A 26,158-nucleotide genomic window follows, 5' to 3' on the forward strand; every position below is an offset into this window, starting at 1 on the left:
TAACCCTTAGAAGTTGTCAGTTGAGGTAAACACGCCGACCCGGAGGCCTTCGGCGGTATAGATTTCGCGGCCGTCAACGCTGACCGAACCATCGGCGATGGCCATGTTCAGCTTGCCCTTGAGCACGCGCTTGATGTGAATGTTATAGGTGACTTTTTTCGCGGTCGGCAGTACCTGGCCGAAGAATTTCACTTCCCCCGAACCCAGGGCGCGGCCGCGGCCCGGCAGGCCTTGCCAGCCGAGGAAAAAACCGACCAGTTGCCACATGGCATCCAGGCCCAGGCAGCCCGGCATCACCGGATCGCCCTCGAAGTGGCAAGCGAAGAACCACAGGTCTGGAGTGATATCCAGCTCAGCGACCAATTCACCTTTACCGTACTTGCCACCCTCTTCGCTGATATGGGTGATGCGATCCACCATCAGCATGTTGGGGGCGGGCAGTTGCGCGTTACCTGGGCCGAACAGCTCACCGCGACTGCAGCGCAGCAGGTCTTCCCGAGTAAAGGCGTTTTGTTTGGTCATGCGAGCTCCTCAATAGTCCCGTGCGGCAGGGTTGGGCAATCTTCCCGGCCGATCGAAGCGTTCATGCCTCGAGCCGGCAGCCTACTCATAGACTATTGCGTTGTAGTGAAAGTCACAGCGCAAAGGGCATGAATGTACACTTGTGCACTGAAATTTTTTTTGAGGGCCTTTTCGGGGCCCGTCGGGTGCCTAAGACTGCCGCACTTTCGCCCGTCACGCCAGTCGCACCTGTTGGAAAATAGCCTGTTACTGCACCCAACGTTGGAGAATTTGCTGCAGATCAGCCCGCTTGAACGGCTTGGCCAGGTAGTCGTTCATGCCCGCCGCCAGGCAGGCTTCGCGGTCGCCCTGCAAGGCGTTGGCGGTCAGGGCGATGATCGGTAAATCAGCGCAGCCGGGCAGTTGGCGGATCTGCCGGGTGGCTTCGTAGCCGTCGACCAGTGGCAGTCGGCAGTCCATCAGAATGGCCTCGAAAATCAGGCTTTCGGCGCTGCGTACCGCCTGGGCGCCGTCGGTGACGATGCTGACGGTGAAGCCCAGGCTGCGCAACATGGCCTGGATCACGGTCTGGTTCACCGGGTTGTCCTCCACCAGTAGCACGTTGCGGCCTTCGCCCTGGTGAGCGGCTGTGTTCACTCGCGGCGCCAGCACGGGCAGGCTTTGCTGAAACAGCGCCAGGGGGATTTCCAGGGTGAACACCGAGCCCTGGCCTTCCTCGCTCTGGGCCCGCAGGGTGCCGCCCATGCGTTCAGCCAGGGTCCGGGCGATCGGCAGGCCCAGGCCCGTGCCGCCGTAGCGTCGGGAAATCGAGCTGTCGGCCTGCTGGAATGCATCGAACATCAGTTCCAGGCTGGCCGGGCTGATGCCAATCCCGCTGTCGCGCACTGAGCAGGTGAACCACAGGAGTTCGTGATCCAGGGTCTGCCACTGGGGCTCGATGGTGACGCTGCCTTGTTCGGTGAACTTCAGCGCGTTGCCGATCAGGTTGACCAGGATCTGGCGGATTCGCGTCGGGTCGCCCTTGACCTGCAGCGACTCCATGCCCGGCGGCAGCTGCAGTTGCAGGTCCAGGCCTCGTTGCAATGCGCTGTGCTGGAAGGCCTGGGCGCAGCTGCTGATCAACTCGGCGAGGTTGAACGGAATGTGTTCCAGCTCCAGGGCCGAGCGTTCGATGCGCGAGAAGTCGAGGATGTCATTGATCACCTTCAGCAGGTGCTCGGTGGACTCCGAGGCCAATGCCGCGTACTCGCTCTGCTCCTGGGTCATCTCGGTGGTTTCCAGCAATTGCAGCATCCCCAGTACGCCGTTCATCGGGGTACGCAGCTCATGGCTCATCATCGCCAGGAAGTCCGATTTGGCCTTGTTCGCCCGCTCGGCATCTTCCCGGGTCTGGATCAGTTGTGACATTGCCTGTTGCTGCTCACGGCTGGCCAGTTCCAGGCCGGCGGCGAGGTTGTTGATATGTCGCGCCAGATTGCCCAGCTCGCCGTCGTCGACAATCGGCAGCGGCGTCTTGAAGTCGCCCTCCTGAATCGCCTTCACCGCGTGGCCCATGGCGCTGATGGGTTGCGCCAGGCCGGCTGCCAGGCGTCGGGCCAGGAAGAAGGTGAAGAGCAGGGCGAACAGGGCGAGAATCCCGGCCTTGAGGAGGATTTCCTGTTGACGCTGGCTGAAGGCGTCATTGGACATGCCGACAATGACCCGCCCCAGGTAACCGTCGCCCTGGGGGCTCAGGCTGGCGGGATCATTCTGCAGAAAGTCGTTGTGCACCTGAATGCGCTGCAAGCGCACCGGCGCCTGGAAGACCTTGATCTGCTGGGCATGGTTGTGACTGGCGGACGGCTGCTCGACATACACCAGGATGTTGTTGGCACTGTCCTGGACTTCCAGAAAGTGCACATGAGGCGTGGCCAGAGTGGCTTGCAACAGGCTTTCCAGGCCCTCGTTGTTGCCGGAGATCACCCCGTACTCAGTGGCCGGGGCCAATTGGTTGGCGATCAGTTGGCCGGTATGGTTCAACTCCTGGCGCAGATCCTGGAGACGCACGAAGGTGAAAAAACTGATCAGCAGCAGAGTCAGGAGCAGGGCCGGGCCCAGGCTGATGAGCTGAGTGCGGGTCTGGATATCCCACCGGCGACGCAATGTCATGGGCGTTTCTCTCCTTCACTCAACTGGTGCGCGACGGCTTGCGGGTCGATTTCCTCGATGCCCAGGGAGCGTGCCACCTGTGGATTGCTCAGTACTTTGAAGGCTGCCGGGTACAGCTCCCTGGGCCAGTGGGCTGGTGCTTGATCCAGCAGGCTGTCCAGGGTCTGCAGCCAGTCCTGCTGGTCGCTGTAGGTGCTGGCCAGGCTGCCGGCCCTGACGAAGCCGGCATTGGGCCCGATCAGCGCCTGTTGCCGGGCGTAGCTGCTCAGCAGCAGGTTCTTCACGGTTTTCGGGTTGTACAGCTTGGGGTCGTCCAGGCCCAGCAGCACCTGGCTGTTGCGCAACAGGTTCTGCAGCGGGCGGCTGTCATTGGTGCTGTCCCAGGGTTCGGCGACGATTTCCATGTCCATGGATTGCGCTGCGTCGCGCAGTTCCCTGAGCAGGAACTGGCTGTCCTCGCTGTACAGCACGCCGATCCGGCGCACCTGGGGCAGCACCTTGTGGATCAGCCGCAGTTGGCGGCTCAAGGGCGGGTCGCTCCAGAGCAGGCTGAGTTTGGGGTGAGGCGCGCCTTGCAGGCGCTGCTGGGCCTGCAGGCGGCTGATCCGCAGGACCAGGGTGGCCGGCCCTTGCGGGTCTTGCAGGCGCCAGTCGAGGCTTTGCAGGTCCAGCAGGATCAGGCGCGTGGCTGCGGGCAGTTGGCTCGGTGCCGGCAGTTGTGCCAAGGGCACGAAGCGCACCTGATCCTGAGGCCGCTGGGTGGCCAGTTCCTCGGTGAAGGTGTGCACGCTGTCGCTGCCTTCACTGGCGGTCAGCAACACGTCGGCTGCTCGCAGCGGAGTCGCCAGCAGCATGCCCAGGAGGATCAGGCAGATACCGAGACAGCGATGAATGCCCAGGGCCTTCCAGGGCCCGCGCTGGCCCATGCTAGAACTCCAGCTCGGCACTGAGGTAGGCCACGTGCCGTGAGTCGTAGAGGTTGTCGGCGAAGGTGGTGGGCTCATGGTCAAGCCGCTGTTGCAGCGTGCCTGCCAGTTCCAGGCTGGCCTTGCCCAGGGCCAGGCGCTTGGCGATGCGGGTGTCGATGCGCTGGAAGCGGTAGCCGTTGAGGGCGTTGTCACCATAGTAGAAGAGGGCGCTGGACCAGCCCTGGCCCCAATTGCGCAGCCAGCCGGCAGAACCGCTGTTGCTGGCGGTCAGGTGCTGGTCCAGGCGATTGCTGGCTTGCGCGTGGACATAGGCGTAGGTCAGGCGCAGGCGGTCGGCGCGGCTCAGTTGCCAGTCCAGCTGGCCCTCGGTGCCGGAGAAGCGCGCCGAGTTGTTGTTGCTGGCGATGTACTGGTTGTTGCGCAGCGGTTCGCTGATCATTCCGCTGATTTCGTCGTAGAACAGCTTGATGTCCAGATTCAGTGCCTGGTCGCTGAAATAGCCGTTGTAGCCCAGCTCCCGAGAGCGCATGTGCTCTTGGTCAAGATTGCCGGGGCCACGGGTCCTGACGAAGTACTGGGCGCTGTTCTGGCCATAGACCGGAGCGCTCAGGCCGGTGACCCGGTAGCTCCAGTTGACGTTGTTCTCGAACATGTCCGCAGAGCGGATGGCTTCCGAATACACCGCGCGCAGCCCGTGGCGCGGGTTGATCAGGTAGTTGACGGCGATCCGTGGCGTCAGCGAGTTGCCGGTCAGCTGGGTGTCTTCGTACATAGCCCCGCCCTGGATCAGCCAGTGTTCGCTGGCCCGCCACTCCAACTGGCCGAACAGGCGCCAGGTGGTGTCGTCGAGGGTGCCGTTGAAGTAGGTTTCGGAGTCGGCCCGGTCGTAACGATAGTTCATGCCGCTGACCAGCCGCAGGTTATCGCTGAGGCTCAGGGTGTCCTGCAACTCCAGGTCGTAGCGGGTCTCCCGGGCGCTCTGGTCGATATTGCCGCAGACGGTTTGCTTGCCGCCGGCGCTCCACTGGGTGAGGACCTGCTGGGCTATGGCCTGCTCGGCGGGAGATCCCGGGGGCGGGGTACCGGCATCGCTGAAACCTTTGATGCCGCGCGCCAGGCGCTCGGCGTAATTCGGATTGATTTGCCACAGGCGAGTCAGCTCGGGGCTGAAGGAAATCGCCGCGTCACAGGCGCGCCAAGTCTGCTGGCGATCCCAGTGCTGGGCCGAGCCCTGGACATAAAGGCTGTGCTGCGGATTGAGTTCCAGGTTCCAGCGCAGTGACCCGGCGTAGTCCTTGGCCACCACATCGGAGTTGTTGCCCTGTTGGGACACGCCATAGAACACCGGCTTGTAGGTATAAGGCCGCTGATTAGTCCCTTCCTTGGCGTTCAATTGCCAATCGATGCTCTGCTGTTCATTGAGCATCTGGCTCACCGACAGACTGACACGATTCAAGCGCCTGCTGTCGCGGTAGTCCGAACCGTCGAGGCGGCTGTCGAAGCCATCGTCTTCCTGCCCCGACAACGAAAGCCGCAGGTCGCCGCTTTCCCAGCCAGTGCCCTGGCTGGCGTACCAGTCGTTGATGCCGCGCTGGCCCCTGGTCACCTTGAAGCGCGTGCCGTGGCTGTTGGCGGGTGAGCGGGTAATGATGTTGACCACCGCCATCAGCGCGTTGGCGCCGTAGCTGACGGTGTTGGGGCCGCGAAACACTTCGATGCGCTCGATGTCTTCCATGGCTACCGGAATATCGCTCCAGTCCACCGTGGCCAGGCCCGCGCGATACACCGAGCGCCCATCGATCAGTACCTGCATGCGCCGGGCTTCGCTGGCGTTGGTGCCGTGGTAGTTGACCGTGGCCTGATTGCCGCTGATGGCGCCGACCATCATCCCCGGCACCAGGCGCAGCAGTTCGCTGATGTCCCGAGCGCCGCTGGCCTTGATCAGTTCATTGTCGAGCACCGTCATGCTGCCGGGCACTGCGGCTGGGGATTGCTTAAGGCGCGTGGCGGTGAGGACCTCGGGCAGGGCGCTGCCATCCATGAACAAATCGTCGGCCAGCGCTGGATAGCCGAACAACATGCCCAGCAGCAGTGACAGACGAAGAGGTGAGGGGCCAATGGACACGGCACAGCCTTGAATCTTGAAAGATGGCGCGCATGTTAACCGAGAAAGTCGAGTTTTCCAGTCGATAAGCCCGACATTCCCCGAATGAGTCCACCCGTTCCCGACAGATCGTCTGAATGGCCGCTGGGGCTGGTGGTGGGAAAACCGCCCCGTATAATGCCGCCATCGCCACTGCTATGGATAAACGGATTGCATATGACACAACAGCGCCCTATTGCGGTCCTGGGAGGCGGAAGTTTTGGTACCGCCGTGGCCAATCTGCTGGCCGAGAACGGTCACCCGGTGCGGCAGTGGATGCGAGACCCCGAACAGGCCGAGGCCATTCGGGTCAATCGCGAGAATCCGCGCTATCTCAAGGGCATCAAGATTCATCCGGCGGTGGAGCCGGTCACCGATCTGCTGGCCACCCTGAATGACAGTGACCTGTGCTTTGTCGCCTTGCCTTCCAGCGCCCTGCGCTCGGTACTGGCCCCCCACGCACAACTGTTGAGCGGCAAGATGCTGGTCAGCCTGACCAAGGGCATCGAGGCCCAGACCTTCAAGCTGATGAGCGAGATCCTCGAGGATATCGCCCCGCAAGCGCGGATCGGCGTGCTCTCTGGGCCTAATCTGGCCCGCGAAGTGGCCGAGCACGCCCTGACCGCCACCGTGGTCGCCAGCGAAGACGAAGAACTGTGCCAGCGGGTCCAGGCGGTGTTGCATGGCCGGACGTTCCGCGTCTATGCCAGTGCCGATCGTTTTGGCGTGGAGCTGGGCGGAGCGCTGAAGAACGTCTACGCGATCATCGCCGGCATGGCGGTGGCCCTGGGCATGGGGGAAAACACCAAGAGCATGCTGATTACTCGCGCGCTGGCGGAAATGACCCGCTTTGCCGTGAGCCAGGGTGCCAACCCCATGACCTTTCTCGGTCTGGCGGGTGTCGGTGACTTGATCGTCACCTGTTCCTCGCCCAAGAGCCGCAACTATCAGGTGGGCTTTGCCCTGGGCCAGGGCCTGAGCCTGGAAGAGGCGGTGACGCGTCTTGGCGAAGTGGCGGAGGGCGTCAATACCCTCAAGGTGCTCAAGGTCAAGGCTCAGGAGTTGGGGGTCTACATGCCGCTGGTAGCCGGGCTGCACGCGATCCTGTTCGAAGGGCGTACGCTGAATCAGGTGATCGAGCTCTTGATGCGCGGCGAGCCGAAAACCGACGTCGATTTTATCTCCACCAGCGGATTCAACTGAGTAGCACAGGAGCCAGACATGAACGATACGAATTCCGAAGCCAAATACGAATCCATCCTCCTGCGCGTGCTGTGGATGCTGGTGTTCGTGATGGTGTGGCAGTTAGCGCAGTTCCTCCTTGGCGCCCTGGTCCTGGTGCAGCTTGTTTATCGGTTGATCTACGGCGCACCCAATGCCGGCCTGATGAACTTCGGTGACAGCCTGAGTCAGTTCCTGGCTCAGATCGGCCGTTTCGGCAGCTTCCATACCGAACAGAAGCCCTGGCCGTTCTCGGATTGGCCAACCCCACGAGCACCTGAAGGGGAGGCTCCCCATAGCGTGCCGCCAGCGCCCCATCCGGTGCGCGATGAGGAGCCCAAGCTGTGAAACTGTGGGTCCTGCGCCATGGCCAGGCCGAATCCCACGCGCCCACCGATGCCCAACGCAATCTCACCGCCCACGGTCGTGAGGAAGTGCTGGGCAGCGCCGCGCAACTGATTGGCCAGCCCATCAGCGCAATCATCGCCAGCCCTTATGTACGAGCCCAGCAAACGGCCCAGCTGGTACGCGAGGCCCTGGGGTTCGAAGCAGAGATCCGCACCGTGTCCTGGCTGACGCCGGAGGCCAATCCGCTGCAGGTGCTGCAGCAACTGGACGGTGCGGACAATCTGCTGCTGGTCAGCCATCAACCCCTGGTGGGTAGCCTGATCGGCCTGTTGCAGCATGGCCATCTGCGTGATCCCCAGCCCATGAACACCGCCAGCCTGGCGGAGCTGGAAGGCGACTGGCCTCTGGCGGGGCTGATGACCCTCAACGGCGTCAAGCACCCTTGATGCTGGCGGCGGCCAGGGAATCCCCTGGCCGTCATGACCTTTTGCCCCCGCTCGGTATCGGGTCGTGATCCGCTACATTTCTTAACTTGCAGCGCTCCTTTGTGCGTGGAATAGTCAGCCAAGCAAGTGCTTGGTTGGTGTCGCGAACAGAATAAAAACAAAGGAGCGAGTCATGGCTGCTGCTTTTCGTTTGCCGCTGCAAGTGTTCTACGAGCGCGAAGCTCGTCATCCCCAGCAACGTTTCCTGGTGCAGCCCAGCGCCGGAGGGCAGGTGCAGGCGTTGAGCTGGTTCGACGTCGGCCAGCAGGCCCGTCGTGCCGCCCAGTGGCTGCGGGAACGGCAGCTGGCTCCTGGCAGCCACATTGCAATCATTGGCAAGAACTCTGCGCACTGGATCATCAGCGACCTGGCGATCTGGATGGCCGGGCATGTGTCGGTGCCGCTGTATCCCAACCTCACAGCCGATTCGGTGGCCCAGGTGCTGGAGCATTCCGAGTCGGCCCTGGCCTTCATCGGCAAGCTCGATGATTGGCCGGGCATGGCCCCGGGATTGAAACCCGGGTTGCCCACCATCCGTCTGCCGCTGGGCCCCGAGGGGCATTTCGATTTCGACTGGGAACAGGTGCAGCGTAGCCAGCCCCTGGCGGATAGTCCTTGCCCGCCTGCGGATCAACTGGCCACCATCATCTACACCTCCGGCACCACCGGCCTGCCCAAGGGCGTGATGCACAGTTTCGGCAACCTGGGCTTTGCCGCCAGCCACGGCGTCGGGCTTTTCGGCCTGGGCCCCGAGGATCGGTTGCTGTCCTACCTGCCGTTGTGTCATGTGGCCGAACGCATGTTCGTCGAGATGGCGGCGATCTACACCGGGCAGACCGTGTTCTTTGCCGAAAGCCTCGACACTTTCCTGGTTGACCTGCAGCGGGCCCGGCCCACTGCGCTGTTTGGCGTGCCGCGGATCTGGACCAAGTTCCAGATGGGGGTGTACAGCAAGGTGCCGGCCAAGCGCCTGGATTTTCTTTTGGGCCTGCCTTTTATCGGCAGGCGCGTCGGTCACAAGGTGCTGGCCGGATTGGGGCTCGACGCATTGCGCGTGGCCTTGTCGGGCGCGGCGCCGGTACCTCAGACCCTGTTGCATTGGTATCGCCGCCTGGGCCTGGACGTGCTGGAGGTCTACGGCATGACCGAAAGCTGCGGTTATTCCCATATCGGGCGGTCCGGGGAGCATGTTCCGGGCTGGATCGGCCGGCCCTGTCCGGAGGTCGAAGTGCGTATCGATGAGGCGGGGGAGGTCCAGGTGCGCAGCGGGGCCACCATGCTGGGGTACTACAAGGACCCGCAGAAAACGGCGGAAACCATCACCGAGGATGGTTTTTTGCGCACGGGGGACAAGGGGGAGCAGGATGCTGCCGGCAATTTGCGCCTGACTGGCCGGCTCAAGGAAATCTTCAAGACCAGCAAGGGCAAGTATGTGGCCCCGGCCCCCATCGAGAATCGCCTGGCGGTGCATGCCCATATCGAGCAGGTGTGTGTGGTGGGCGATGGCTTGAGCGCGCCCCTGGGGTTGTGTGTGCTTTCGGCGGCCGGCTTGCAGGCTGCTGGCGGCAGCTCCCGGGAAGGGCTGCACAGCAGCCTGGAAAGTCTCCTGGTTCAGGTCAACGGCAGTCTGGACAAACACGAGCGTTTGCATCGGCTAGTGGTGGTCAAGGACAACTGGGCCGTGGAGAACGGCTTTCTGACCCCGACCCTGAAGATCAAGCGCAATGTGATCGAAGCCACCTATGGCGCCAGTTTTCAAACCTGGAGCGAGCGTGGCGAAGCCGTGCTGTGGCAGGATTGATCGACAAGAACAACCCGAGAGAAGGAAGCGGCGATGAGTCTGTGGCGTACCACTCCGAACATCGAACAACTGAACGCAATCCAGAAGAACACCATCGGCGAAGTGCTGGATATTCGCTTCGAGTCCTACGATGAGGAGTCGTTGACGGCGAGCATGGTCATCGACCATCGCACCCACCAGCCCTATGGCCTGTTGCATGGCGGCGCGTCGGTGGTGCTGGCGGAAAGCGTCGGCTCCATGGCCAGCTATCTGTGCATCGATGCCAGCCAGTTCTATTGCGTGGGCCTGGAGATCAACGCCAACCACCTGCGGGGCTTGCGCAGCGGTCGGGTGACAGCGGTAGCCAGGGCCATTCATATCGGGCGCACTACCCATGTCTGGGACATCCGCTTGAGCAGTGATGAAGGCAAGGCCAGTTGCGTCTCGCGCCTGACCATGGCCGTGGTGCCGCTGGGACAGAAACCGCCGGTGGCTTGAAGCAACGGGTCATAGGCTGAGCCCGGGTGTCAGCATTCCTGTCCGTTACGGTCATTGCCCTGGTACGGGGCCTTGCGGACAATCGTTGTTGGTTTGGTGGATGGATGAGTCGGTATGTCGCAACAGGTGTTTTTCGCTCACGCCAATGGGTTTCCCTCCGGGACTTACGGCAAGTTGTTCGCTGCCCTGGCGCCTGAGTTCCAGGTCAGCCATTTGCAGCAGCACGCCCATGACCCGCGTTTTCCGGTGGACGATAACTGGCGCAGCCTGGTGGACGAATTGATTCACCACCTGCAACAGCAGGCCCAGCCGGTATGGGGCGTCGGCCATTCATTGGGCGGGGTGTTGCACTTGCATGCGGCCTTGCGTTGTCCGGAACTGTATCGGGGCGTGGTCATGCTCGATTCCCCGGTGCTGACCCGGGCCGATCAATGGGTGATCCGCGCCGCCAAGCGGTTTGGTTTCATCGACCGCTTGACTCCCGCCGGGCGCACCCTGGGACGTCGTGAGGAATTTGCCGATATCGAAGCGGCCCGCAGCTACTTCTCGCGCAAGACCCTGTTTCGCGCGTTCGATCCGGACTGTCTGGACGCTTATTTGCAGCATGGCCTGCAGCAAGTGGGCGACCGCCTGCGGTTGCGCTTCGATCCGGCTACCGAGATCAGCATCTATCGCGGCGTGCCCCACACCAGCCCTGGCAGCGCCCGCCAGCTAAAGGTGCCCCTGGCGGTGGTGCGGGGGCAGCAGAGCCGGGTGGTGATGCGTCATCACACCAGTGCAGTGGGGCGCATGCCCCATGGGGAGTCGCTGACCATGCCCGGCGGCCACATGTTTCCTCTTGAGCGGCCCACTGCCACGGCGGCCTTGCTCAAGGAGCTGTTCAGCCGCTGGGACGATCGCCAGCAACGGAGTTGTGCATGAGCCATACCGTCGAGGAAGTGCGCCTGAGTCTGCCCCACATCGAACTGGCGGCTCATCTGTTCGGGCCCGAGGACGGTTTACCGGTCATCGCCCTGCACGGCTGGCTGGACAACGCCAACAGCTTTGCCCGGCTGGCGCCCAAGCTCAAAGGTCTGCGTATCGTTGCCCTGGACCTGGCCGGCCATGGTCATTCCGGGCATCGCCCCCTGGGGGCCGGCTATGCCTTGTGGGACTACGTGTACGATGTGCTGCAAGTCGCTGAACAGCTGGGCTGGAAGCGTTTCGCCCTGATGGGCCATTCCCTGGGGGCGATCGTATCCCTGGTGCTGGCGGCCGCGCTGCCGGAGCGGGTCAGCCATCTGGCCTTGATCGACGGGGTCATTCCACCGACCGCCAAGGGCGAGGACGCCGCCGAACGCCTGGGCATGGCCCTGCAGGCGCAAATCAACCTGCAGGACAAGAGCAAACCGGTCTACAGCACCCTGGAGCGGGCCATCGAAGCACGGATGAAGGGATTGGTCGCGGTCAGTCGCGAGGCGGCCGAACTGTTGGCCCAGCGTGGCCTGATGCCGGTTGCCGGTGGCTACACCTGGCGCAGTGACAGTCGCCTGACCCTAGCCTCGCCGCTGCGGCTGACCGAGGAACAGGCCATGTCCTTCGTCCAGCGTGTCAGTTGTCCAACTCAATTGGTGGTAGCGGCCGATGGCATGTTGGCCAGGCATGAAGCGCTGTTGCAGCGTCTACCCTTTAGCCGTGAGCAGCTGCCAGGCGGCCACCATCTGCATCTCAACGATGAGACCGGTGCCAGCTTTGTCGCAGACTGTTTCAATCGGTTTTTCGCCGTTCCTTGACTTGACGGGGTCAACTGTCGAGGCTGGGCGGGTTGAAATGGGAGACAACCATGATAGATCTGTACACCGCTGCGACCCCCAATGGCCACAAGGTTTCCATCCTGCTCGAAGAGCTCGGCCTGCCCTATACCGTGCACGCCCTGAGTTTCGACAAGCGGGAGCAAAAGGCGCCAGCGTTTCTGAAGATCAATCCCAATGGACGTATTCCGGCCATCGTCGACCGCGACAATGGTGATTTCCCCGTGTTCGAATCCGGCGCGATCCTGGTGTACCTGGCCGAGCGCAGTGGCCAGTTGCTGCCCGCCGACCCCAAGGGCCGCTCCATCGTCATGCAATGGCTGATGTTCCAGATGGGCGGGGTGGGGCCCATGCAGGGCCAGGCCAACGTATTCTTCCGTTATTTCCCGGAAAAGCTCCAGGGCGCCATCGACCGCTACCAGCATGAAACCCGGCGCCTGTACGAGGTGCTCGATACTCGTCTGCAGCAGGTCGAATACCTGGCCGGGGACTACAGCATTGCCGACATCGCCACCTTCCCCTGGGTGCGCGGTCATGAATGGTCCGGTGTCTCGGTACAGGGATTGCCGGCCCTGCAGCGCTGGATGGCGGCCCTGGAGGCCCGGCCTGCGGTCCAGCGCGGCTTGCAGGTTCCGCAGCGCAATGATGACGCCAGCGTCATCAAAGGCGCCCAGGCCATGCTTATCCGATGAGAGTGTTCATGCGTTCAATCAGTGCTTTGAGCTTGGCCTTGTTAAGCTCGCTGGCGCTTGCCGCCGATCTGCCGGGCAGTCATGACCTGCCTTTGGTTCCCCGTCTGACCGACGCACAAATCGTCGACTACCGCCCCGAAGTGGAGCAGGAGCGCGTCTACCCCTTGGGGTCGGTCCGCAGGATCAGCGGCCAGCTGCGTTTTGACGGACAGGTCAATGCCAGGGGCAAACTCACCGCCATTACCTACCAATTACCCGCCGAGCGCACCTCCAACGAGGCCTTCACCCTGGCCCGGGAGGCCCTGCAGAAGCAGGGGGCCGAGCTGTTGTTCTGGTGCCAGGCCAGGGATTGCGGCGAGAGCAGCCTGTGGGCCAATCAAGTGTTCGGCAACGCCAAGCTGTACGGCGCTGATGAGCAGCAGGCCTATCTGCTGTTGCGCCTGGCGGAGCCCCAGGAGAACACCCTGGTGGCCTTGTATAGCATCACCCGGGGTAATCGCCGGGCCTACCTCCATGTGGAACAGTTTGATGCTGCAGCGCCTCTGGGCGACCTGCTGCCCACCTCGGCGACCTTGCTACGGCAACTGAAGGACACGGGAAAACTGGATCTGCCAAAACTGACGGACCCCCAGCCCGTCTGGCTCAATCTGCTCTCTCGGGGCTTGAATCTGGACACCACGATGCGGATCAGCCTGTCCGGCAAGCAGGCTGAAGCCTGGCGCCAGGCCCTGATCAGCCAGGGCGTGTTGGCCACGCGCATGGAGACCGGCAACACCGAAGTGAGCGGCTTGCACGTCGAGCGGCTGCGTTAAGCTGTTTCAGGCGGCCCGCATTCGCGGGTTCGCCTACTCTTCTCTGATTCTTCTTGCGCGAGACATTTCATGCCCAATAACGATCGCCTGCTGGTGCAGATCCTGCTCCTGGTGTTGTTCGGTGCCAGCTTCTGGGTGATGGCGCCTTTCTGGTCGGCGCTGTTCTGGGGCGCGGTGCTGGCCTTTGCCAGCTGGCCTCTGATGCGATTGCTGACCCGTTGGCTCAATGGCCGCGAATCCCTGGCCGCAGCGTTGCTGACCCTGGGCTGGATGGTCCTGGTGGCGGCGCCCCTGGTCTGGCTGGGCCTCAACCTGGCGGACCATGTGCGCGATGCCACGGCCTTTATCAAGGACGTGCAGGTGGACGGGCTGCCCGAGGCTCCCGCCTGGCTCGGTGGCTTGCCATTGGTCGGAGAGCGCTTGGTGGCATTGTGGGACAGCATCGACCAGCAGGGCGCGGCCTTGATGCTGGCGGTCAAGCCGTACCTGGGGCAGGTGGGCAACTGGTTGCTGGCCCGCAGTGCGCAGATTGGCGGGGGCATTCTTGAGCTGACCCTGAGTATTGTCTTCGTGTTTTTCTTCTACCGCGACGGTCCGCGCCTGGCGCTGTTCGTGCACAAGCTGCTGGAGCGCCTGATCGGCGACCGGGCCGGGTATTACATCGAACTGGTGGCCGGCACTGTGCAGCGGGTGGTCAACGGAGTCATAGGCACCGCCGCGGCCCAAGGCGTGCTGGCGCTGATCGGCTTCCTGATTGCCGGCGTTCCCGGGGCGCTGGTGCTGGGTATCGTCACCTTCCTGCTCAGCCTGATTCCCATGGGGCCGCCCCTGGTATGGATTCCGGCTACGGCCTGGCTGGCCTGGAAGGGCGAATACGGCATGGCGGTGTTCCTGGGAATCTGGGGCACCTTCATCATCAGCGGCGTCGACAACGTGCTCAAGCCGTATCTGATCAGTCGCGGTGGCAATCTGCCCCTGGTGATCGTGCTGCTGGGCGTGTTCGGCGGCCTGATTGCCTTTGGCTTTATCGGCCTGTTTATCGGGCCGACCCTGCTGGCGGTGGCCTACAGCCTGCTGCTGGACTGGAGTGCCAGCCAGGCCCGGGCCCAGGAACCGCGCTGACGTGCGGATTGCCGCTCCCCGAGGGAGCGCAAGGGGCCAACAGACGGCGACGTTGACGCTGCTGTCGGGGGTCAACTGATACTGCTTGCTGAGGTTGGCGATCATCTTGCCCAGGGCTTTGGCGATGTTGGCCTACTGGGTTTGGGCGTCGCTGTCCTGGGTACTTGAGTTTTGTACCCGTCGCTACACAAGGCGCTCAGGGGCGGGGCAGGTGCAATACTGCAGTCAGGCCGCCGCCCGGGGTTTCGTCCAGCAGCAATTGTCCCCCCATGCGCTCCGCCGCCTCGCGGGCAATGGTCATGCCCAGGCCAACGCCGCCGGAGTTGCGGTTGCGCGAGCCTTCGAGGCGGAAGAAGGGCTCGAACACGGCCTCACGCTTGTCGGCGGCAATCCCCGGCCCGTGATCGATGACCCGGATCAGCAGCTGCTCACGGTTGTCTTCCAGGGTCAGGGTGGCCTGCCCGGCATAGCGCAAGGCGTTGTCCAGCAGGTTGTTGAGGCAGGACTGCAGGGCCATCGGCTGTACCAGCAGGGGCGCGCAATGGCCTTGGGCCTGGACGTCGGCGCCCTGGTCCTGGGCGTTCTCGCACAGCGACTCCACCAGTGCCTGCACATCCATCCATTGCGCCGCCTCGCTGGTGCGCTGTTCATGCAGATAGCTGAGGGTGGCATCGAGCATCTTGATCATGTCGTCCAGGTCCTGGCGCATTTGCCCTTGCAGCTTGCTGTCCTCGATCTGTTCCAGGCGCAGCTTGAGGCGTGACAGTGGCGTGCGCAGGTCATGGGACACGGCGCCGAGCATGCGCCCCCGTTGCTGAACCTGTTCCTGTATGCGTTTTTGCATCTGGTTGAAGGCGCTGGCCGCTTGTCGCGCTTCCCGGGGGCCGACTTCTTCCAGGGGCGGGCTGTCGAGGTTTTCACTCAGGCGTTCCGCGGCATCGCTGAGGCGCTGGATGGGGCGCGATAGCAGCTTGGCGCCGTACCAGGCGGCGATGATCAAGGAAATGAACTGGAAAGTCAGGGGCACCAGCGGGCCACCGAACCAGGGCCGTGGCGGGCGTCTCGGGAAATGCTGCGGCTGAGCTGGAGGCTGGCCATTGCCGAGCGTCGCCGACTCAGGGGGCGGCGGCGGTGGGGGCGGCGGCCCGTAATGGTGAAACCAGAAGAACGCCAGCAGGTGGGCGAGTACGATCGCGATCAGCAGGACGCCGAACAGGCGGCCGAACAGCGTATCGAAACGCCCACGCATCAGCCGATATCTCGGGCGTCGAACAGGTAGCCCTCTCCGCGCACGGTCTTGATCAACTGCGGCGATTTCGGATCATCCCCGAGCTTCTGCCGCAGACGCGAGACCAGCAGGTCGATGCTGCGATCAAAGGCTTCGATGGAGCGTCCGCGGGCGGCGTCCAGCAGTTGTTCGCGGCTCAACACCCGGCGCGGGCGCTCGATGAATACCCACAGCAGGCGGAACTCGGCATTGGACAGCGGCACCACCAGCCCATCGGCCGAGATCAGCTGGCGCAGGACGCTGTTCAGGCGCCAGCTGTCGAAGCGAATATTGGCTCGCTGTTCGCTGCGATCATCACGGACCCGACGCAGGATGGTCTGGATTCGCGCCACCAGCTCTCGGGGTTCGAAGGGCTTGGCCATGTAGTCGTCGGCCCCCAGTTCCAGGCCGATGATGCGGTCGGTGGGTTCGCAGCGGGCGGTGAGCATGAGGATCGGAATATCCGATTCGGTGCGCAGCCAGCGGCACAGGGACAGGCCGTCCTCCCCGGGCAGCATCAGATCCAGTACCACCACATCAAAGTGTTCGGCCAGCAGGGCCTGGCGCATTGCTGTTCCGTCGGTGACGCCACTGGCATGGATGTTGAAGCGCGCCAGGTAGTCGATCAGCAGTTCGCGGATCGGTACGTCGTCGTCGACGATCAGGGCCCGGGTGTTCCAGCGCTTGTCATCGGCATTGACTGCTGCTTTGGAGTCGTTGAGAGGGGCTGGAGTGTTGTGCATGGGGCGTTCATCTGCCAGGTAGGCTTGCCGCCACTAGAAGGTGACGGCGGGGTTGTGGCTTCAGCATAGGCGTCCGGCCCGAGGGCTGGAAGTGCTGTTCGAGGGTATTGCGGCTGGGGAGGGTAGCGTCGGGGGTTGTTGCTGACGTGTCGTCAGTGTATCCGGCTTGATACAAAGTCCGCGCCTCCCGGGGGATTTGTCGGCCGGATCGGCATTCGCGACCACCGTTGAGGATGTTTTACCTTTCATCGGGTCCCGGACCGCCGCGGCTTGCGCTACAATCCGCGCCGATTTCGACTTGCCTGAGAGCCCCTTCATGTCCGCCTGCCAGACTCCTATCATCGTCGCCCTGGATTTCCCCACCCGTGACGCCGCACTGAAACTGGCCGATCAACTGGACCCGAAACTGTGCCGGGTCAAAGTCGGCAAGGAACTGTTCACCAGCTGTGCCGCCGAGATTGTCGGGACCTTGCGTGACAAGGGTTTCGAAGTGTTCCTGGACCTGAAGTTCCACGACATTCCCAACACCACCGCCATGGCGGTCAAGGCTGCTGCGGAAATGGGCGTGTGGATGGTCAACGTGCATTGCTCCGGCGGCCTGCGCATGATGGCTGCCTGCCGCGAGGTGCTGGATCAGCGCACAGGTCCCAAACCGCTGTTGATCGGCGTCACCGTGCTCACCAGCATGGAGCGTGAAGACCTGGCCGGTATCGGCCTGGACATCGAGCCCCAGGAACAGGTCCTGCGCCTGGCCGCCCTGGCGCAGAAGGCCGGCATGGACGGCCTGGTGTGCTCGGCCCTGGAAGCCCAGGCACTGAAGAGCGCCCATCCGACCCTGCAACTGGTGACTCCGGGGATTCGTCCGGCGGGCAGCGCCCAGGACGACCAGCGGCGGATTCTGACCCCGCGTCAGGCTCTGGACGCAGGCTCCGATTACCTGGTGATTGGTCGTCCCATCAGCCAGGCGGCCGATCCGGCCAAGGCCCTGGCCGACGTAGTGGCCGAACTGGCCCTGTAACACGCCTCCTCTTGCAGGAGCCGGCTTGCCGGCTCCTGCAGGTCAGACCTTCAGTACCAGCTTGCCGAAGTTCTCACCGCTGAACAGCTTGGTCAGCGTTTCCGGAAAGGTCTCCAGGCCTTCGACAATATCCTCCTTGCTCTTGAGTTGCCCTTTGGCCATCCAGCCGGCCATTTCCTGTCCGGCGGCGGCGAACTGCGAGGCGTAGTCCATCACCACGAACCCCTCCATGCGCGCACGGTTGACCAGCAGCGACAGGTAGTTGGCCGGTCCCTTGACCGCTTCCTTGTTGTTGTACTGGCTGATGGCGCCACAGATCACCACCCGGGCCTTGAGGTTCAGGCGGCTGAGCACGGCATCGAGAATGTCGCCGCCAACGTTGTCGAAATACACATCGACGCCTTTGGGGCACTCACGCTTGAGCCCGGCGTGCACGTCTTCGCTCTTGTAGTCGATGGCGCCGTCAAAACCCAGTTCGTCGATGAGGAATTTGCACTTGTCCTGGCCGCCGGCGATGCCCACCACCCGGCAGCCTTTGATCTTGGCGATCTGCCCGGCGATGCTGCCCACTGCGCCTGCCGCACCGGACAGCACCACGGTGTCACCGGCCTTGGGCGCGCCGACATCCAGCAGGGCGAAATAGGCCGTCATACCGGTCATGCCCAGGGCTGAAAGGTAGCGCGGCAGAGGGGCCAGCTTGGGGTCGACCTTGTAGAAGCCCCGGGGCTCGCCCAGGAAATAGTCCTGCACACCCAGGGCACCATTGACGTAATCGCCGACTGCGAATCCCGGGTTGTTCGAGGCAATCACCTGGCCCACCCCAAGGGCGCGCATGACCTCGCCAATCGCCACCGGCGGGATATAGGACTTGCCTTCATTCATCCAGCCGCGCATCGCCGGGTCCAGGGACAGGTATTGGTTCTTCACCAGAATCTGCCCCGCTGCCGGTTCGCCGACGGCGACCTGCTGGTAGGTAAAGGTCTCGCGGGTGGCTGCCCCGACGGGACGTTTGGCGAGCAGGAACTGGCGATTGGTCAGGGTGGTCATGACAGGCACTCAAGGGGTGAATGAAGCTCTAGTTGATAGACCCTCAAGGACGTTGTCGCAAGGTTTGCCAGTCCAGCGAATGGGAGCCAATCCAGTGTGGTGATGTAGAGAGGGGGGCGTTCATCACCAGCAGGCATAAGACCTCAACCGGCCTTTTGATAGTGCTGACGCGACCATGGCCGGCTGTGGCTAGATTGGATTGGGTAGCTGACCCGTACTTGATCGAGGATCTTTGCAATGAGCATGACGTTTTCCGGCCAGGTGGCCCTGGTGACCGGCGCGGCCAACGGTATCGGCCGGGCGACTGCCCAGGCATTCGCCGCAGAAGGTTTGAAAGTGGTGGTGGCGGATCTGGATGTGCTCGGAGGCGAAGAGACGGTGGCGCTTATCCAGGCGGCTGGAGGCGAGGCGCTGTTCGTGTCTTGCAACGTCACCCGGGAGGCGGACGTGCAGAACCTCATGGCCCGGACAATCGAGGCTTATGGCCGTCTGGACTATGCCTTCAACAATGCCGGGATCGAGATCGAGAAGGGGCGCTTAGCGGAAGGCTCCCTGGATGAGTTCGACGCCATCATGGGGGTCAACGTCAAAGGGGTCTGGTTGTGCATGAAATACCAGCTGCCGCTGCTGCTTGCCCAGGGCGGCGGCGCGATCGTCAACACCGCTTCGGTGGCTGGCCTGGGCGCCGCTCCGAAGATGAGCATCTATGCGGCGTCCAAGCATGCCGTGATCGGCCTGACCAAGTCTGCGGCCATCGAGTACGCCAAAAAGAAGATTCGGGTGAATGCCGTCTGCCCGGCAGTGATCGACACCGACATGTTCCGCCGGGCCTATGAGGCTGACCCGAAGAAGGCCGAATTTGCCGCGGCGATGCACCCGGTGGGGCGTATTGGTAAAGTCGAGGAGATTGCCAGTGCGGTGCTCTATCTGTGCAGTGATGGTGCCGCTTTCACCACTGGACACGCCTTGACTGTCGACGGCGGCGCCACGGCCATCTGAATGCAGGCTCGGGCCTTGGCGCGACAGCCCGCCGGGGCCCGACGGAATCGACCTCCAGTGTCCTGAAAACGACCTCGGCGTAGCTTTTTGCCATTATTCCGACGTCAGAGACTTGTGCGTCGGTGCACGCCGTTGCGACCCTTCGCAAAGACAAAATGGCCTTATTGCCATTGGGGATAGTAAGGGGACTGCGCACCATGACTTCGGCCGCGAGTGGACGTTTTGCCAACCTGGGCATGGCAAAGAAACTGGGTATCGGTTTTGCCCTGGTGTTGCTCTTGACGGCCCTGGTGGCCGGCATCGGCGTTTGGTCCCTGCAAACCGTCAGCCAGCGTTTCGATGGCCTCAAGCAGATGTCCCAGCTCAACAGTGGCGTGCTCAAGGTGCGACTGCTGGAGCAGGACTATGCCTTGCACGGCGACAGCAAGACGGTGGACAGCCTGCATGAAAGCCTCGATGCATTGTTGCTCCTGGCCCAGCATCTCAAGGGGCAGTCGACCGCCAACCAGTCAGTGATGGGGGAGGTCGAACTGGCGCTGGCGGACTACCGCAAGGCCTTCGATGAATTCGTCGAGCTGACCCAGGCCAAGGACCTGGCCCTGGAAATGGCCAGTTGGTCGGTGTCCAGTGTGGCCAACAACCTTGATGTGCTGCAGGCCGGTCTGGCGGATGACGGTGCCTATACGCTCAAGGATTCCCTGGGCAAGGAGGGCGCGGAGTTCATCGAACAGGCCAATCAGATCAGCCAGGTTTCGCGCCTGATGCTGCAAGCCATGAACGAAGCTCGGGTGCGCCTGGACCAGAATCGCAAGGGGGATGAGCAAGGCAGTGCCGAGCAGGGCAATATCGAGCAGGCCGAGCAGGCCCTGGCTCAAGCCGAGCAGTTGAAGAGCGCAGTCAAGGATGCGGGCTACCAGACGGTGCTCAACGAGGTCGCTGGGCACATCGGCAACTTCAGCGAAAAACTCAACGAATACACCGGCCTGTTGGCTCGGGAGCAACAGGTCTATCAGACGTTGCATGAGCGCGCCGCCCAGGTGATGGAACGGGTCGACCAGGCTTATGCCGCTGAAGATCTGTCGATGCAGGGGGAGCTGGAGAAAAACACCCTGCTGATCATCGGCTCCTCGGCCTTGGCATTGCTGGTGGGGCTGCTGGCGGCCTTGAGCATCACTCGCCTGATCGTTCGTCCGCTACGCAGTGTGATGCATGTGGCCCAGCAGATCGCGGCGGGGGACCTGAGTGCCACGGTGGTGGTCACCCGGCGTGACGAGATCGGCCAGTTGATGCAGGCGATGCAGCAGATGGGCAGTGGCCTGAGCGGTATCGTCAGTGGCCTGCAGGCCGGGATCGAACAACTGGCCAGTTCGGCGCAGTCACTGTCCTCGGTGACCGAGCAGACCAACCTTGAAGTCAGTACCCAGAAGGAAGAAACCGAGCAGGTGGCCACCGCCATGAATCAGATGACCGCCACGGTGCACGATGTGGCGCGCAATGCCGAGCAAGCGGCCCAGGCCGCCCAGGCGGCGGATGACAAGGTGGAGAGTGGCCAGCAGGTCGTGCGCCAGAGCATGCAGCGCATCGAGCAGTTGGCGGATTCCGCGACCCGGGCCAGCAGCGGCATCGAGAGCCTGAGCGCAGAGATCGACAACATCGGCAGCGTGCTGGATGTCATCAAGAGCGTTGCCGAGCAGACCAACCTGCTGGCCCTCAATGCCGCCATCGAGGCGGCAAGGGCGGGGGAGCAGGGCAGGGGCTTTGCGGTGGTGGCCGATGAAGTGCGGGCCTTGGCCAAACGTACCCAGCAGTCCACCGAGGAGATCGCGCGTCTGGTGACGGCATTGCATGCGGCTGCCGATTCTTCCGTGCAGCAGATCCAGAGCAGCGGCGAGCTGGTGAAGCTGGCGGTCAGCGATGCCCTGCAGACTGAAAGTGCCCTGGGCAGTATTGCCGCGGCGGTGTCGTTGATTCAGCAGATGAACCAGCAGATTGCCGCTGCCGCCGAACAGCAGAGTTCGGTGGCTGAAGAGATCAATCGCAGTGTCACCAGCATTCGTGCCAGTGCCGATCAGTCTTCCCTGGCCATGCAAGGCAATGCTGCGTCGAGCATCGAGCTGGCGCAGTTGGGTGTGGAGTTGAAGGGGATGGTGGGGCATTTCCGCTTGTAGCGGCGAAGAGGGCGCTGTTGCATCGAACCCCTGCCTGGCGCTGGATGCACCAGGCAGGGGTTTTTCATATCAGTCGTAGATGGCTTTCTTCTTCCAGTCGGCGTCGGCTTCCACGGTCTTCAGGCCTTGGGTCAGCTCGTTGTCCTCGTCTGGCGCGGGCTCCAGGGTCGATAGCACCATGGCGTTGGCACGGGCCAGGAGTTTGTCCAGGTATTCCAGCTGTTCCTTGTAGACCGCCGGGTCCGGTTGCTTGCGCAGGTATTGCACGCCGCGCTCGAAGGCCAGGCGGGCCTGGCCCGGCTGGTTCTGTTGCAGGGCGTATTGCCCCAGGTTGTTGAAGAACTCGATATGCAGCAGCACCAGGATATGGCGGATCTCCTTGATCCAGCGCTTGGCTTCATTGGGTTGCAGGAAGCCATCGTGGGCGGCACGGGTGACCTGGCCGTGCATGGCCTCCAGCAGGAAGCGAACATCCTTGGCCTTGGCTTCGGTCTGGATCGGCGACGGTGGATTGTTCACCGGAATCGATTCGCCCTGACCGATCAAGGTATTGAGCTCGGCCTGACGTGCCTTGAGGGCGGTGTCTGTCTTGTCGAGGTTGAGCATGCGCTGCACAACGTTGAGTTCCAGTCGTGTCAGCAGCAGCTTGAGGGCCGGTGTCATGAACTGGCCGGGGAAGGTTTCGGTGATCTCGCCGCAGCGGCGCAGGCGATCATTGAGTTCGACTTTGGTGCGGGCCTTTTCCAGTTTGTTGTTTTCCACCACATGGTTCATGTAGCCAATGGCGATCAATAGTGCGATCCCGGCTATTACCAGCAGGGTGATCATGAGTGGTGTCACCGTTAAAACCTCGTTATAGGATTCGCGTGCGAGTGTAGTGGCTTGGCATTTAGACGCATAGCGCCGCTCGACGAGCCGGGCATGAGTTGTGCTGCTTATATAGGTATAGAACCACCAGGGTGAGCCCCAGGTTCAAATTGCCATCACCGGCTGCGGGGGACTATAGCGTCTTGTCGAGTGCCAGAATATAGGCGTCAAAGCGCGGACGGCAGAAAAGCTCGAAGTGAGCCTAAAACCACTCCGAAGTCATTGATTTAAATAAAATTATATCTGGGGGTTGACGGCCTCCCAAAGCATCCATAGAATGCGCGCCACTTTCAACGGAAAGCAAAGCGCGAAACGTTGAAGGTAGTGAATGTTGTAGCGTGTCCCCTTCGTCTAGTGGCCTAGGACACCGCCCTTTCACGGCGGTAACAGGGGTTCGAGTCCCCTAGGGGACGCCAATGCGGGAATAGCTCAGTTGGTAGAGCACGACCTTGCCAAGGTCGGGGTCGCGAGTTCGAGTCTCGTTTCCCGCTCCAATTTTAAACGGCACTGCTTTCGGGCGGGGTCGAGTGAAACCAGAACCAAGTCTTTGGATGAGGTTCTGGACACCGAAACACACACCATGTGTTCCGGGTAGCGTGTCCCCTTCGTCTAGTGGCCTAGGACACCGCCCTTTCACGGCGGTAACAGGGGTTCGAGTCCCCTAGGGGACGCCATTTGCGGGAATAGCTCAGTTGGTAGAGCACGACCTTGCCAAGGTCGGGGTCGCGAGTTCGAGTCTCGTTTCCCGCTCCAATTTTAAACGACACTGCTTTCGGGCGGGGTCGAGTGAAACCAGAACCAAGTCTTCGGATGAGGATCTGGGCACCGAAACACACACCATGTGTTCCGGGTAGCGTGTCCCCTTCGTCTAGTGGCCTAGGACACCGCCCTTTCACGGCGGTAACAGGGGTTCGAGTCCCCTAGGGGACGCCATTTGCGGGAATAGCTCAGTTGGTAGAGCACGACCTTGCCAAGGTCGGGGTCGCGAGTTCGAGTCTCGTTTCCCGCTCCAAATTCACAAAAACGCCGCTCACTGAGCGGCGTTTTTGTTTGTCTGCGATTCAACGCTTCGTCCAGCCGTGGACAAAAAAAGGCCCGCCAGTCAGACGACTGTGCGGGCCTTTGTCGTGGGTCGCTTACAGCGACAGCAGCAGGCGTCCGGCGAACAGCAGCAGGATCAGCCCCATACAGCGCTCGAACCAGTGCCCCAGGCGCATGAACAGCAGGCGGACCCGGGTGCTGGAAAAGAACAGCGCGACGATGACGAACCACAGGGCGTTCACCAGGCACATCCAGGCGCCATACAGCGCCTGAATGCTCAACGGCGTGGTGGCGCTGACCAGGGTGGTGAAGATCGCCAGGAAAAACAGGGTCGCCTTGGGGTTGGTGGCGTTGGTCAGGAAACCGGTGATAAAGGCTCGCAGCAACGTCTGCTGCGGCTCATCCGGCGCGGTGTCGCCTGGGATGCTGGTCTTGGCCTTGCTGCGCAACAGGCTGACGCCCAGGTACAGAATGTAGGCCGCGCCCAGCAGCTTGGCGGCGCTCAGCAGCCAGGGCGTAGCGTGCATCAGTGCGCCGACCCCCAGCAGGGTGTAGAGCACATGCACCGAAATGCCGGCGCCGATTCCCAGGGCGGTACAGACACCGGTCATTCGGCCAAAGCGCACGCTCTGGCGAATGGTGACGGCAAAGTCCGGGCCTGGGGCGACCACGGCAAGAAAGTGAACGACGGCCAGGGCAAGAAATTCCCCAAGATAATTGGACAGCATGCGGACTCCGCAAGGCAGGAAGGTGGGTAAAAGCGTGGGTGGCTCAGCCGAGGCTGTAGCTGACTGAAAGGGTGCCTTTCTTCTCTGCGACCGAGTCGATGATCACCCGTCCCAGCTGTTGCAGGTGCCGGACGTGAGTGCCGCCGCAACCGTAGGCGGGCAACTGGCCGAAGCTGATCTGGCGCGATCCGGCGGCCAGGGAAATATGCCGGGGAAAATCCTCGCTGATCCATCGTGCGAGGGCGTTCTGCACCCGGGCGCAGTCGATTGCCTGAGGCTGTTCGCCGGGCTTGAACGACACCCGTCCCTCGTTCGGCCAGTGATGAGCCTTGATCGGTATCCAGCCCAGGCTCTGTACGAAGTGGCCAATCAAGTGTCCGGCGGAGTGCATGCGGCTGTTGAACAGGCGCTGCTCTTCATCGACGCGAGCTTCATGGCTTCCCGGCGTCAGCGGCTGGGTCAGGTAATGCACGATCTGCTCGCCTTCCTGGGTGACTCGCAGCACGCGGGCCTCGCCAATCCAACCGGTGTCGCTGGGTTGGCCGCCACCCTGGGGATGAAAGGGTGTGGCGCGCAAGGTCGCGGCGAACAGATCGTCCCGGGGCACGCAGGTCAGCAGTTCTACTGGGGCAGTCAGCAGGTCGTGTTCGTAGTACAGGCGAAGCGTCATTTCTCAAACCCTGGAACCAAGTGTTTTTTTATTATGAGGCTTGGGTAATTGCGTGATAATCCGTTCAAAACTCAATGGACTATTGCGTCATGAGCATAAATCTCCCCCTGCCTTTGCTGGCAGAAATGGCCATCTTCGTCAGGGTCGTTGAAACCGGCAGCTTTTCCGAAGCGGCGCGTCAGCTGGGTTCCTCGCCGTCAGCGGTGAGCCGCAGCATCTCGCGGCTGGAGAAGGCCCTGGCCACGCGCCTGCTGCAACGCACCACCCGCAAGTTGCGCTTGAGCGACGGCGGCGAAGAGGTTTTCAAGCGCTGCAGCGAGATGGTCAGTGCGGCCCGTTCGGTCATGGAGATCAGCGGACAGTTCACCCACGAGGCCGAGGGCGTGGTGCGGGTCAGTGTGCCCAAGGCAGTGGGGCGCTTCGTGGTGCATCCCCATATGCCGGAGTTTCTTCGGCGCTACCCGAAGGTGGATGTCGAACTGCTGCATGAAGACAGGGATATCGACCTGATTGAAGACAATGTCGACCTGGCGATTCGCATCACCGATCGCCCGCCGCCAGGTTTGATTGGTCGTCAGTTGTTGCGCATTGATCACCTGCTGTGTGCCACCCCGCAGTATCTGGCGCAGCAGGGTACGCCGCAGCATCCTCAGGACCTGCGCCAGCACAGTTGCATCTATCTCGGGGAAACCCCCAGCGATGCGCGGTGGAAGTTCACCCAAGGCGGCAAGGCGGTGACTGTTGGTGTGCGCGGGCGTTATGCCGCCAACCACACGGGTGTGCGCCTGGATGCGGTGCTGCAGCATCTGGGCATTGGCAGCCTGCCGTATTTCACCGCGCGTCATGCTCTGGAGCAGGGGCTGATTGTCCAGGTGTTGCCGGAGTGGACCTTTCTTGCGTCCTATCACGGCGGTGCCTGGCTCCTGCATTCGCCAACCCGCTACCTGCCGCCCAAGCTGCGGGTCTTCATCGACTATCTGGTGGAGTGCCTGGCTCGGGAGCCGACCTTGAACCGCCCCGGCAAAGCCGAACGCATCTTGTAGAAACTGTCGGCTTGCCAGTGAAGATGCCTTTGAGGGCGATGCAAAAACCCAAGGGCCTCTTCGCCGGCAAGCCGGCT

At 62.4% G+C, this 26,158-nt stretch carries 24 protein-coding genes, 6 tRNA genes and 1 pseudogene; 21 read left to right on the top strand and 10 right to left on the bottom strand.

The genetic code is table 11. The features are described 5' to 3' along the window. Nucleotides 1-6: 6 nt before the first annotated feature. From fabA to Q8O96_RS00820, 4 genes are all read right to left on the bottom strand, one after another. Nucleotides 7-522, bottom strand: coding sequence for a 3-hydroxyacyl-[acyl-carrier-protein] dehydratase FabA (fabA, locus tag Q8O96_RS00805; protein WP_011060067.1), 516 nt, complete (start codon nt 520-522; stop codon nt 7-9). 246 nt (nt 523-768) lie between these two features. Beyond that, nucleotides 769-2,670 carry an ATP-binding protein gene (locus tag Q8O96_RS00810; protein WP_102863956.1) on the bottom strand — a complete coding sequence of 634 codons (1,902 nt, stop codon included), beginning with the start codon at nt 2,668-2,670 and terminating at the stop codon, nt 769-771. After that, on the bottom strand, nt 2,667-3,596 hold the full coding sequence (locus Q8O96_RS00815; RefSeq protein WP_102863955.1) for an ABC transporter substrate-binding protein: 930 nt from the start codon (nt 3,594-3,596) through the stop codon (nt 2,667-2,669). Before Q8O96_RS00815 ends, Q8O96_RS00810 begins: the two co-directional genes overlap by 4 nt. Before the next feature lies 1 nt (nt 3,597). Next, complete coding sequence (locus tag Q8O96_RS00820; RefSeq protein WP_102863954.1) at nt 3,598-5,724, bottom strand: TonB-dependent siderophore receptor; 2,127 nt, start codon at nt 5,722-5,724, stop codon at nt 3,598-3,600. A 195-nt stretch (nt 5,725-5,919) separates the two neighbouring features. Between Q8O96_RS00820 and Q8O96_RS00825 the strand changes: the two genes are divergently transcribed. From Q8O96_RS00825 to Q8O96_RS00870, 10 genes are all read left to right on the top strand, one after another. Next, complete coding sequence (locus Q8O96_RS00825; protein WP_102863953.1) at nt 5,920-6,945, top strand: NAD(P)H-dependent glycerol-3-phosphate dehydrogenase; 1,026 nt, start codon at nt 5,920-5,922, stop codon at nt 6,943-6,945. Between the two features lie 18 nt (nt 6,946-6,963). After that, nucleotides 6,964-7,311, top strand: a complete 348-nt coding sequence (locus Q8O96_RS00830; RefSeq protein WP_305948219.1) for a DUF4389 domain-containing protein — start codon at nt 6,964-6,966, stop codon at nt 7,309-7,311. Beyond that, on the top strand, nt 7,308-7,757 hold the full coding sequence (gene sixA, locus Q8O96_RS00835) for a phosphohistidine phosphatase SixA (protein WP_102863951.1): 450 nt from the start codon (nt 7,308-7,310) through the stop codon (nt 7,755-7,757). Before Q8O96_RS00830 ends, sixA begins: the two co-directional genes overlap by 4 nt. A 172-nt stretch (nt 7,758-7,929) precedes the next feature. Further along, nucleotides 7,930-9,597 carry an AMP-binding protein gene (locus Q8O96_RS00840; RefSeq protein WP_207167278.1) on the top strand — a complete coding sequence of 556 codons (1,668 nt, stop codon included), beginning with the start codon at nt 7,930-7,932 and terminating at the stop codon, nt 9,595-9,597. Nucleotides 9,598-9,630: 33 nt separating this feature from the next. Next, nucleotides 9,631-10,074 (top strand): hotdog fold thioesterase, encoded by a 444-nt coding sequence (locus Q8O96_RS00845; protein ID WP_102863949.1) that lies wholly within the window; start codon nt 9,631-9,633, stop codon nt 10,072-10,074. A gap of 114 nt (nt 10,075-10,188) precedes the next feature. Continuing rightward, nucleotides 10,189-10,995 (top strand): alpha/beta fold hydrolase, encoded by an 807-nt coding sequence (locus Q8O96_RS00850; RefSeq protein WP_102863948.1) that lies wholly within the window; start codon nt 10,189-10,191, stop codon nt 10,993-10,995. Next, nucleotides 10,992-11,846 carry an alpha/beta hydrolase gene (locus tag Q8O96_RS00855; RefSeq protein ID WP_102863947.1) on the top strand — a complete coding sequence of 285 codons (855 nt, stop codon included), beginning with the start codon at nt 10,992-10,994 and terminating at the stop codon, nt 11,844-11,846. Before Q8O96_RS00850 ends, Q8O96_RS00855 begins: the two co-directional genes overlap by 4 nt. A 50-nt stretch (nt 11,847-11,896) precedes the next feature. After that, nucleotides 11,897-12,556 carry a glutathione S-transferase family protein gene (locus tag Q8O96_RS00860; RefSeq protein WP_207167280.1) on the top strand — a complete coding sequence of 220 codons (660 nt, stop codon included), beginning with the start codon at nt 11,897-11,899 and terminating at the stop codon, nt 12,554-12,556. 8 nt (nt 12,557-12,564) lie between these two features. Beyond that, nucleotides 12,565-13,368, top strand: a complete 804-nt coding sequence (locus Q8O96_RS00865; RefSeq protein WP_180988588.1) for a DUF4892 domain-containing protein — start codon at nt 12,565-12,567, stop codon at nt 13,366-13,368. Between the two features lie 69 nt (nt 13,369-13,437). After that, nucleotides 13,438-14,490 carry an AI-2E family transporter gene (locus tag Q8O96_RS00870; RefSeq protein WP_102863944.1) on the top strand — a complete coding sequence of 351 codons (1,053 nt, stop codon included), beginning with the start codon at nt 13,438-13,440 and terminating at the stop codon, nt 14,488-14,490. Nucleotides 14,491-14,686: 196 nt separating this feature from the next. Here the strand turns inward: Q8O96_RS00870 and Q8O96_RS00875 are convergent, their stop codons facing one another. Beyond that, entirely contained in the window at nt 14,687-15,739 is a 1,053-nt protein-coding gene (locus tag Q8O96_RS00875) for a HAMP domain-containing sensor histidine kinase (protein ID WP_102863943.1), read from the bottom strand. Then, nucleotides 15,739-16,500 (bottom strand): response regulator, encoded by a 762-nt coding sequence (locus Q8O96_RS00880; RefSeq protein ID WP_102863942.1) that lies wholly within the window; start codon nt 16,498-16,500, stop codon nt 15,739-15,741. The genes Q8O96_RS00875 and Q8O96_RS00880 overlap by 1 nt, the downstream gene beginning before the upstream one ends. 316 nt (nt 16,501-16,816) lie before the next feature. Between Q8O96_RS00880 and pyrF the strand changes: the two genes are divergently transcribed. Beyond that, nucleotides 16,817-17,518, top strand: coding sequence for an orotidine-5'-phosphate decarboxylase (gene pyrF, locus Q8O96_RS00885; protein ID WP_162884117.1), 702 nt, complete (start codon nt 16,817-16,819; stop codon nt 17,516-17,518). A gap of 42 nt (nt 17,519-17,560) precedes the next feature. Here pyrF and Q8O96_RS00890 read toward each other — a convergent pair whose 3' ends face one another. Then, the gene (locus Q8O96_RS00890; RefSeq protein ID WP_110595188.1) at nt 17,561-18,565 is read right to left on the bottom strand and encodes an NADP-dependent oxidoreductase; all 1,005 of its coding nucleotides are present in this window, start codon (nt 18,563-18,565) and stop codon (nt 17,561-17,563) included. Between the two features lie 237 nt (nt 18,566-18,802). Here Q8O96_RS00890 and Q8O96_RS00895 point away from each other — a divergent pair, with 237 nt between their 5' ends. From Q8O96_RS00895 to Q8O96_RS31105, 3 genes and pseudogenes are all read left to right on the top strand, one after another. Then, the gene (locus Q8O96_RS00895) at nt 18,803-19,564 is read left to right on the top strand and encodes an SDR family oxidoreductase (protein ID WP_102863940.1); all 762 of its coding nucleotides are present in this window, start codon (nt 18,803-18,805) and stop codon (nt 19,562-19,564) included. A gap of 1,082 nt (nt 19,565-20,646) precedes the next feature. After that, nucleotides 20,647-20,871 (top strand): annotated as a pseudogene (locus Q8O96_RS31100) (HAMP domain-containing protein); the annotation flags it as partial. Further along, nucleotides 20,869-21,732 carry a methyl-accepting chemotaxis protein gene (locus Q8O96_RS31105; protein ID WP_371826160.1) on the top strand — a complete coding sequence of 288 codons (864 nt, stop codon included), beginning with the start codon at nt 20,869-20,871 and terminating at the stop codon, nt 21,730-21,732. The pseudogene Q8O96_RS31100 and the gene Q8O96_RS31105, both read left to right, overlap by 3 nt. A 69-nt stretch (nt 21,733-21,801) precedes the next feature. Here Q8O96_RS31105 and Q8O96_RS00905 read toward each other — a convergent pair whose 3' ends face one another. Then, a complete protein-coding gene (locus tag Q8O96_RS00905) occupies nt 21,802-22,560 on the bottom strand; it encodes a hypothetical protein (RefSeq protein WP_180988587.1) in 759 nt (252 codons plus the stop codon). Between the two features lie 379 nt (nt 22,561-22,939). On the opposite strand from Q8O96_RS00905, the gene Q8O96_RS00910 reads away from it, so the two are divergent. The 6 genes from Q8O96_RS00910 (at nt 22,940) to Q8O96_RS00935 (ending at nt 23,611) form a co-directional block, all read left to right on the top strand. Then, nucleotides 22,940-23,015, top strand: a tRNA-Glu gene (locus Q8O96_RS00910). A gap of 2 nt (nt 23,016-23,017) precedes the next feature. Further along, nucleotides 23,018-23,093, top strand: a tRNA-Gly gene (locus Q8O96_RS00915). A 104-nt stretch (nt 23,094-23,197) separates the two neighbouring features. Next, nucleotides 23,198-23,273, top strand: a tRNA-Glu gene (locus Q8O96_RS00920). Between the two features lie 3 nt (nt 23,274-23,276). Continuing rightward, nucleotides 23,277-23,352, top strand: a tRNA-Gly gene (locus Q8O96_RS00925). Between the two features lie 104 nt (nt 23,353-23,456). After that, nucleotides 23,457-23,532 (top strand) — tRNA-Glu (locus tag Q8O96_RS00930). A gap of 3 nt (nt 23,533-23,535) precedes the next feature. Beyond that, nucleotides 23,536-23,611 (top strand) — tRNA-Gly (locus Q8O96_RS00935). 124 nt (nt 23,612-23,735) lie between these two features. Here the strand turns inward: Q8O96_RS00935 and Q8O96_RS00940 are convergent. Both Q8O96_RS00940 and Q8O96_RS00945 read right to left on the bottom strand, forming a co-directional pair. Further along, nucleotides 23,736-24,368, bottom strand: coding sequence for a LysE family translocator (locus tag Q8O96_RS00940; RefSeq protein WP_102863937.1), 633 nt, complete (start codon nt 24,366-24,368; stop codon nt 23,736-23,738). 43 nt (nt 24,369-24,411) lie between these two features. Continuing rightward, on the bottom strand, nt 24,412-25,038 hold the full coding sequence (locus Q8O96_RS00945; RefSeq protein WP_305948221.1) for an alanyl-tRNA editing protein: 627 nt from the start codon (nt 25,036-25,038) through the stop codon (nt 24,412-24,414). Between the two features lie 89 nt (nt 25,039-25,127). On the opposite strand from Q8O96_RS00945, the gene Q8O96_RS00950 reads away from it, so the two are divergent. Continuing rightward, the gene (locus Q8O96_RS00950; RefSeq protein ID WP_102863935.1) at nt 25,128-26,081 is read left to right on the top strand and encodes a LysR family transcriptional regulator; all 954 of its coding nucleotides are present in this window, start codon (nt 25,128-25,130) and stop codon (nt 26,079-26,081) included. Nucleotides 26,082-26,158 lie beyond the last annotated feature (77 nt).

Origin of the sequence: Pseudomonas sp. LPH60, from assembly GCF_030718165.1 — a bacterium.
GTDB lineage: Bacteria > Pseudomonadota > Gammaproteobacteria > Pseudomonadales > Pseudomonadaceae > Aquipseudomonas > Aquipseudomonas danubii.

Bases quoted from the DNA above. Each gene is read 5' to 3' on its own strand.
- Q8O96_RS31105 (WP_371826160.1), top strand. From the start codon at position 20,869: ATGGGCAGTGGCCTGAGCGGTATCGTCAGTGGCCTGCAGGCCGGGATC.
- Q8O96_RS00840 (WP_207167278.1), top strand. From the start codon at position 7,930: ATGGCTGCTGCTTTTCGTTTGCCGCTGCAAGTGTTCTACGAGCGCGAA.
- Q8O96_RS00860 (WP_207167280.1), top strand. From the start codon at position 11,897: ATGATAGATCTGTACACCGCTGCGACCCCCAATGGCCACAAGGTTTCC.
- Q8O96_RS00905 (WP_180988587.1), bottom strand. From the start codon at position 22,560: ATGATCACCCTGCTGGTAATAGCCGGGATCGCACTATTGATCGCCATT.
- fabA (WP_011060067.1), bottom strand. From the start codon at position 522: ATGACCAAACAAAACGCCTTTACTCGGGAAGACCTGCTGCGCTGCAGT.
- Q8O96_RS00825 (WP_102863953.1), top strand. From the start codon at position 5,920: ATGACACAACAGCGCCCTATTGCGGTCCTGGGAGGCGGAAGTTTTGGT.
- Q8O96_RS00875 (WP_102863943.1), bottom strand. From the start codon at position 15,739: ATGCGTGGGCGTTTCGATACGCTGTTCGGCCGCCTGTTCGGCGTCCTG.
- Q8O96_RS00950 (WP_102863935.1), top strand. From the start codon at position 25,128: ATGAGCATAAATCTCCCCCTGCCTTTGCTGGCAGAAATGGCCATCTTC.
- Q8O96_RS00855 (WP_102863947.1), top strand. From the start codon at position 10,992: ATGAGCCATACCGTCGAGGAAGTGCGCCTGAGTCTGCCCCACATCGAA.
- Q8O96_RS00815 (WP_102863955.1), bottom strand. From the start codon at position 3,596: ATGGGCCAGCGCGGGCCCTGGAAGGCCCTGGGCATTCATCGCTGTCTC.
- Q8O96_RS00870 (WP_102863944.1), top strand. From the start codon at position 13,438: ATGCCCAATAACGATCGCCTGCTGGTGCAGATCCTGCTCCTGGTGTTG.
- Q8O96_RS00945 (WP_305948221.1), bottom strand. From the start codon at position 25,038: ATGACGCTTCGCCTGTACTACGAACACGACCTGCTGACTGCCCCAGTA.
- Q8O96_RS00895 (WP_102863940.1), top strand. From the start codon at position 18,803: ATGAGCATGACGTTTTCCGGCCAGGTGGCCCTGGTGACCGGCGCGGCC.
- Q8O96_RS00850 (WP_102863948.1), top strand. From the start codon at position 10,189: ATGTCGCAACAGGTGTTTTTCGCTCACGCCAATGGGTTTCCCTCCGGG.
- pyrF (WP_162884117.1), top strand. From the start codon at position 16,817: ATGTCCGCCTGCCAGACTCCTATCATCGTCGCCCTGGATTTCCCCACC.
- Q8O96_RS00810 (WP_102863956.1), bottom strand. From the start codon at position 2,670: ATGACATTGCGTCGCCGGTGGGATATCCAGACCCGCACTCAGCTCATC.
- Q8O96_RS00940 (WP_102863937.1), bottom strand. From the start codon at position 24,368: ATGCTGTCCAATTATCTTGGGGAATTTCTTGCCCTGGCCGTCGTTCAC.
- Q8O96_RS00880 (WP_102863942.1), bottom strand. From the start codon at position 16,500: ATGCACAACACTCCAGCCCCTCTCAACGACTCCAAAGCAGCAGTCAAT.
- Q8O96_RS00830 (WP_305948219.1), top strand. From the start codon at position 6,964: ATGAACGATACGAATTCCGAAGCCAAATACGAATCCATCCTCCTGCGC.
- Q8O96_RS00845 (WP_102863949.1), top strand. From the start codon at position 9,631: ATGAGTCTGTGGCGTACCACTCCGAACATCGAACAACTGAACGCAATC.
- Q8O96_RS00890 (WP_110595188.1), bottom strand. From the start codon at position 18,565: ATGACCACCCTGACCAATCGCCAGTTCCTGCTCGCCAAACGTCCCGTC.
- Q8O96_RS00865 (WP_180988588.1), top strand. From the start codon at position 12,565: ATGCGTTCAATCAGTGCTTTGAGCTTGGCCTTGTTAAGCTCGCTGGCG.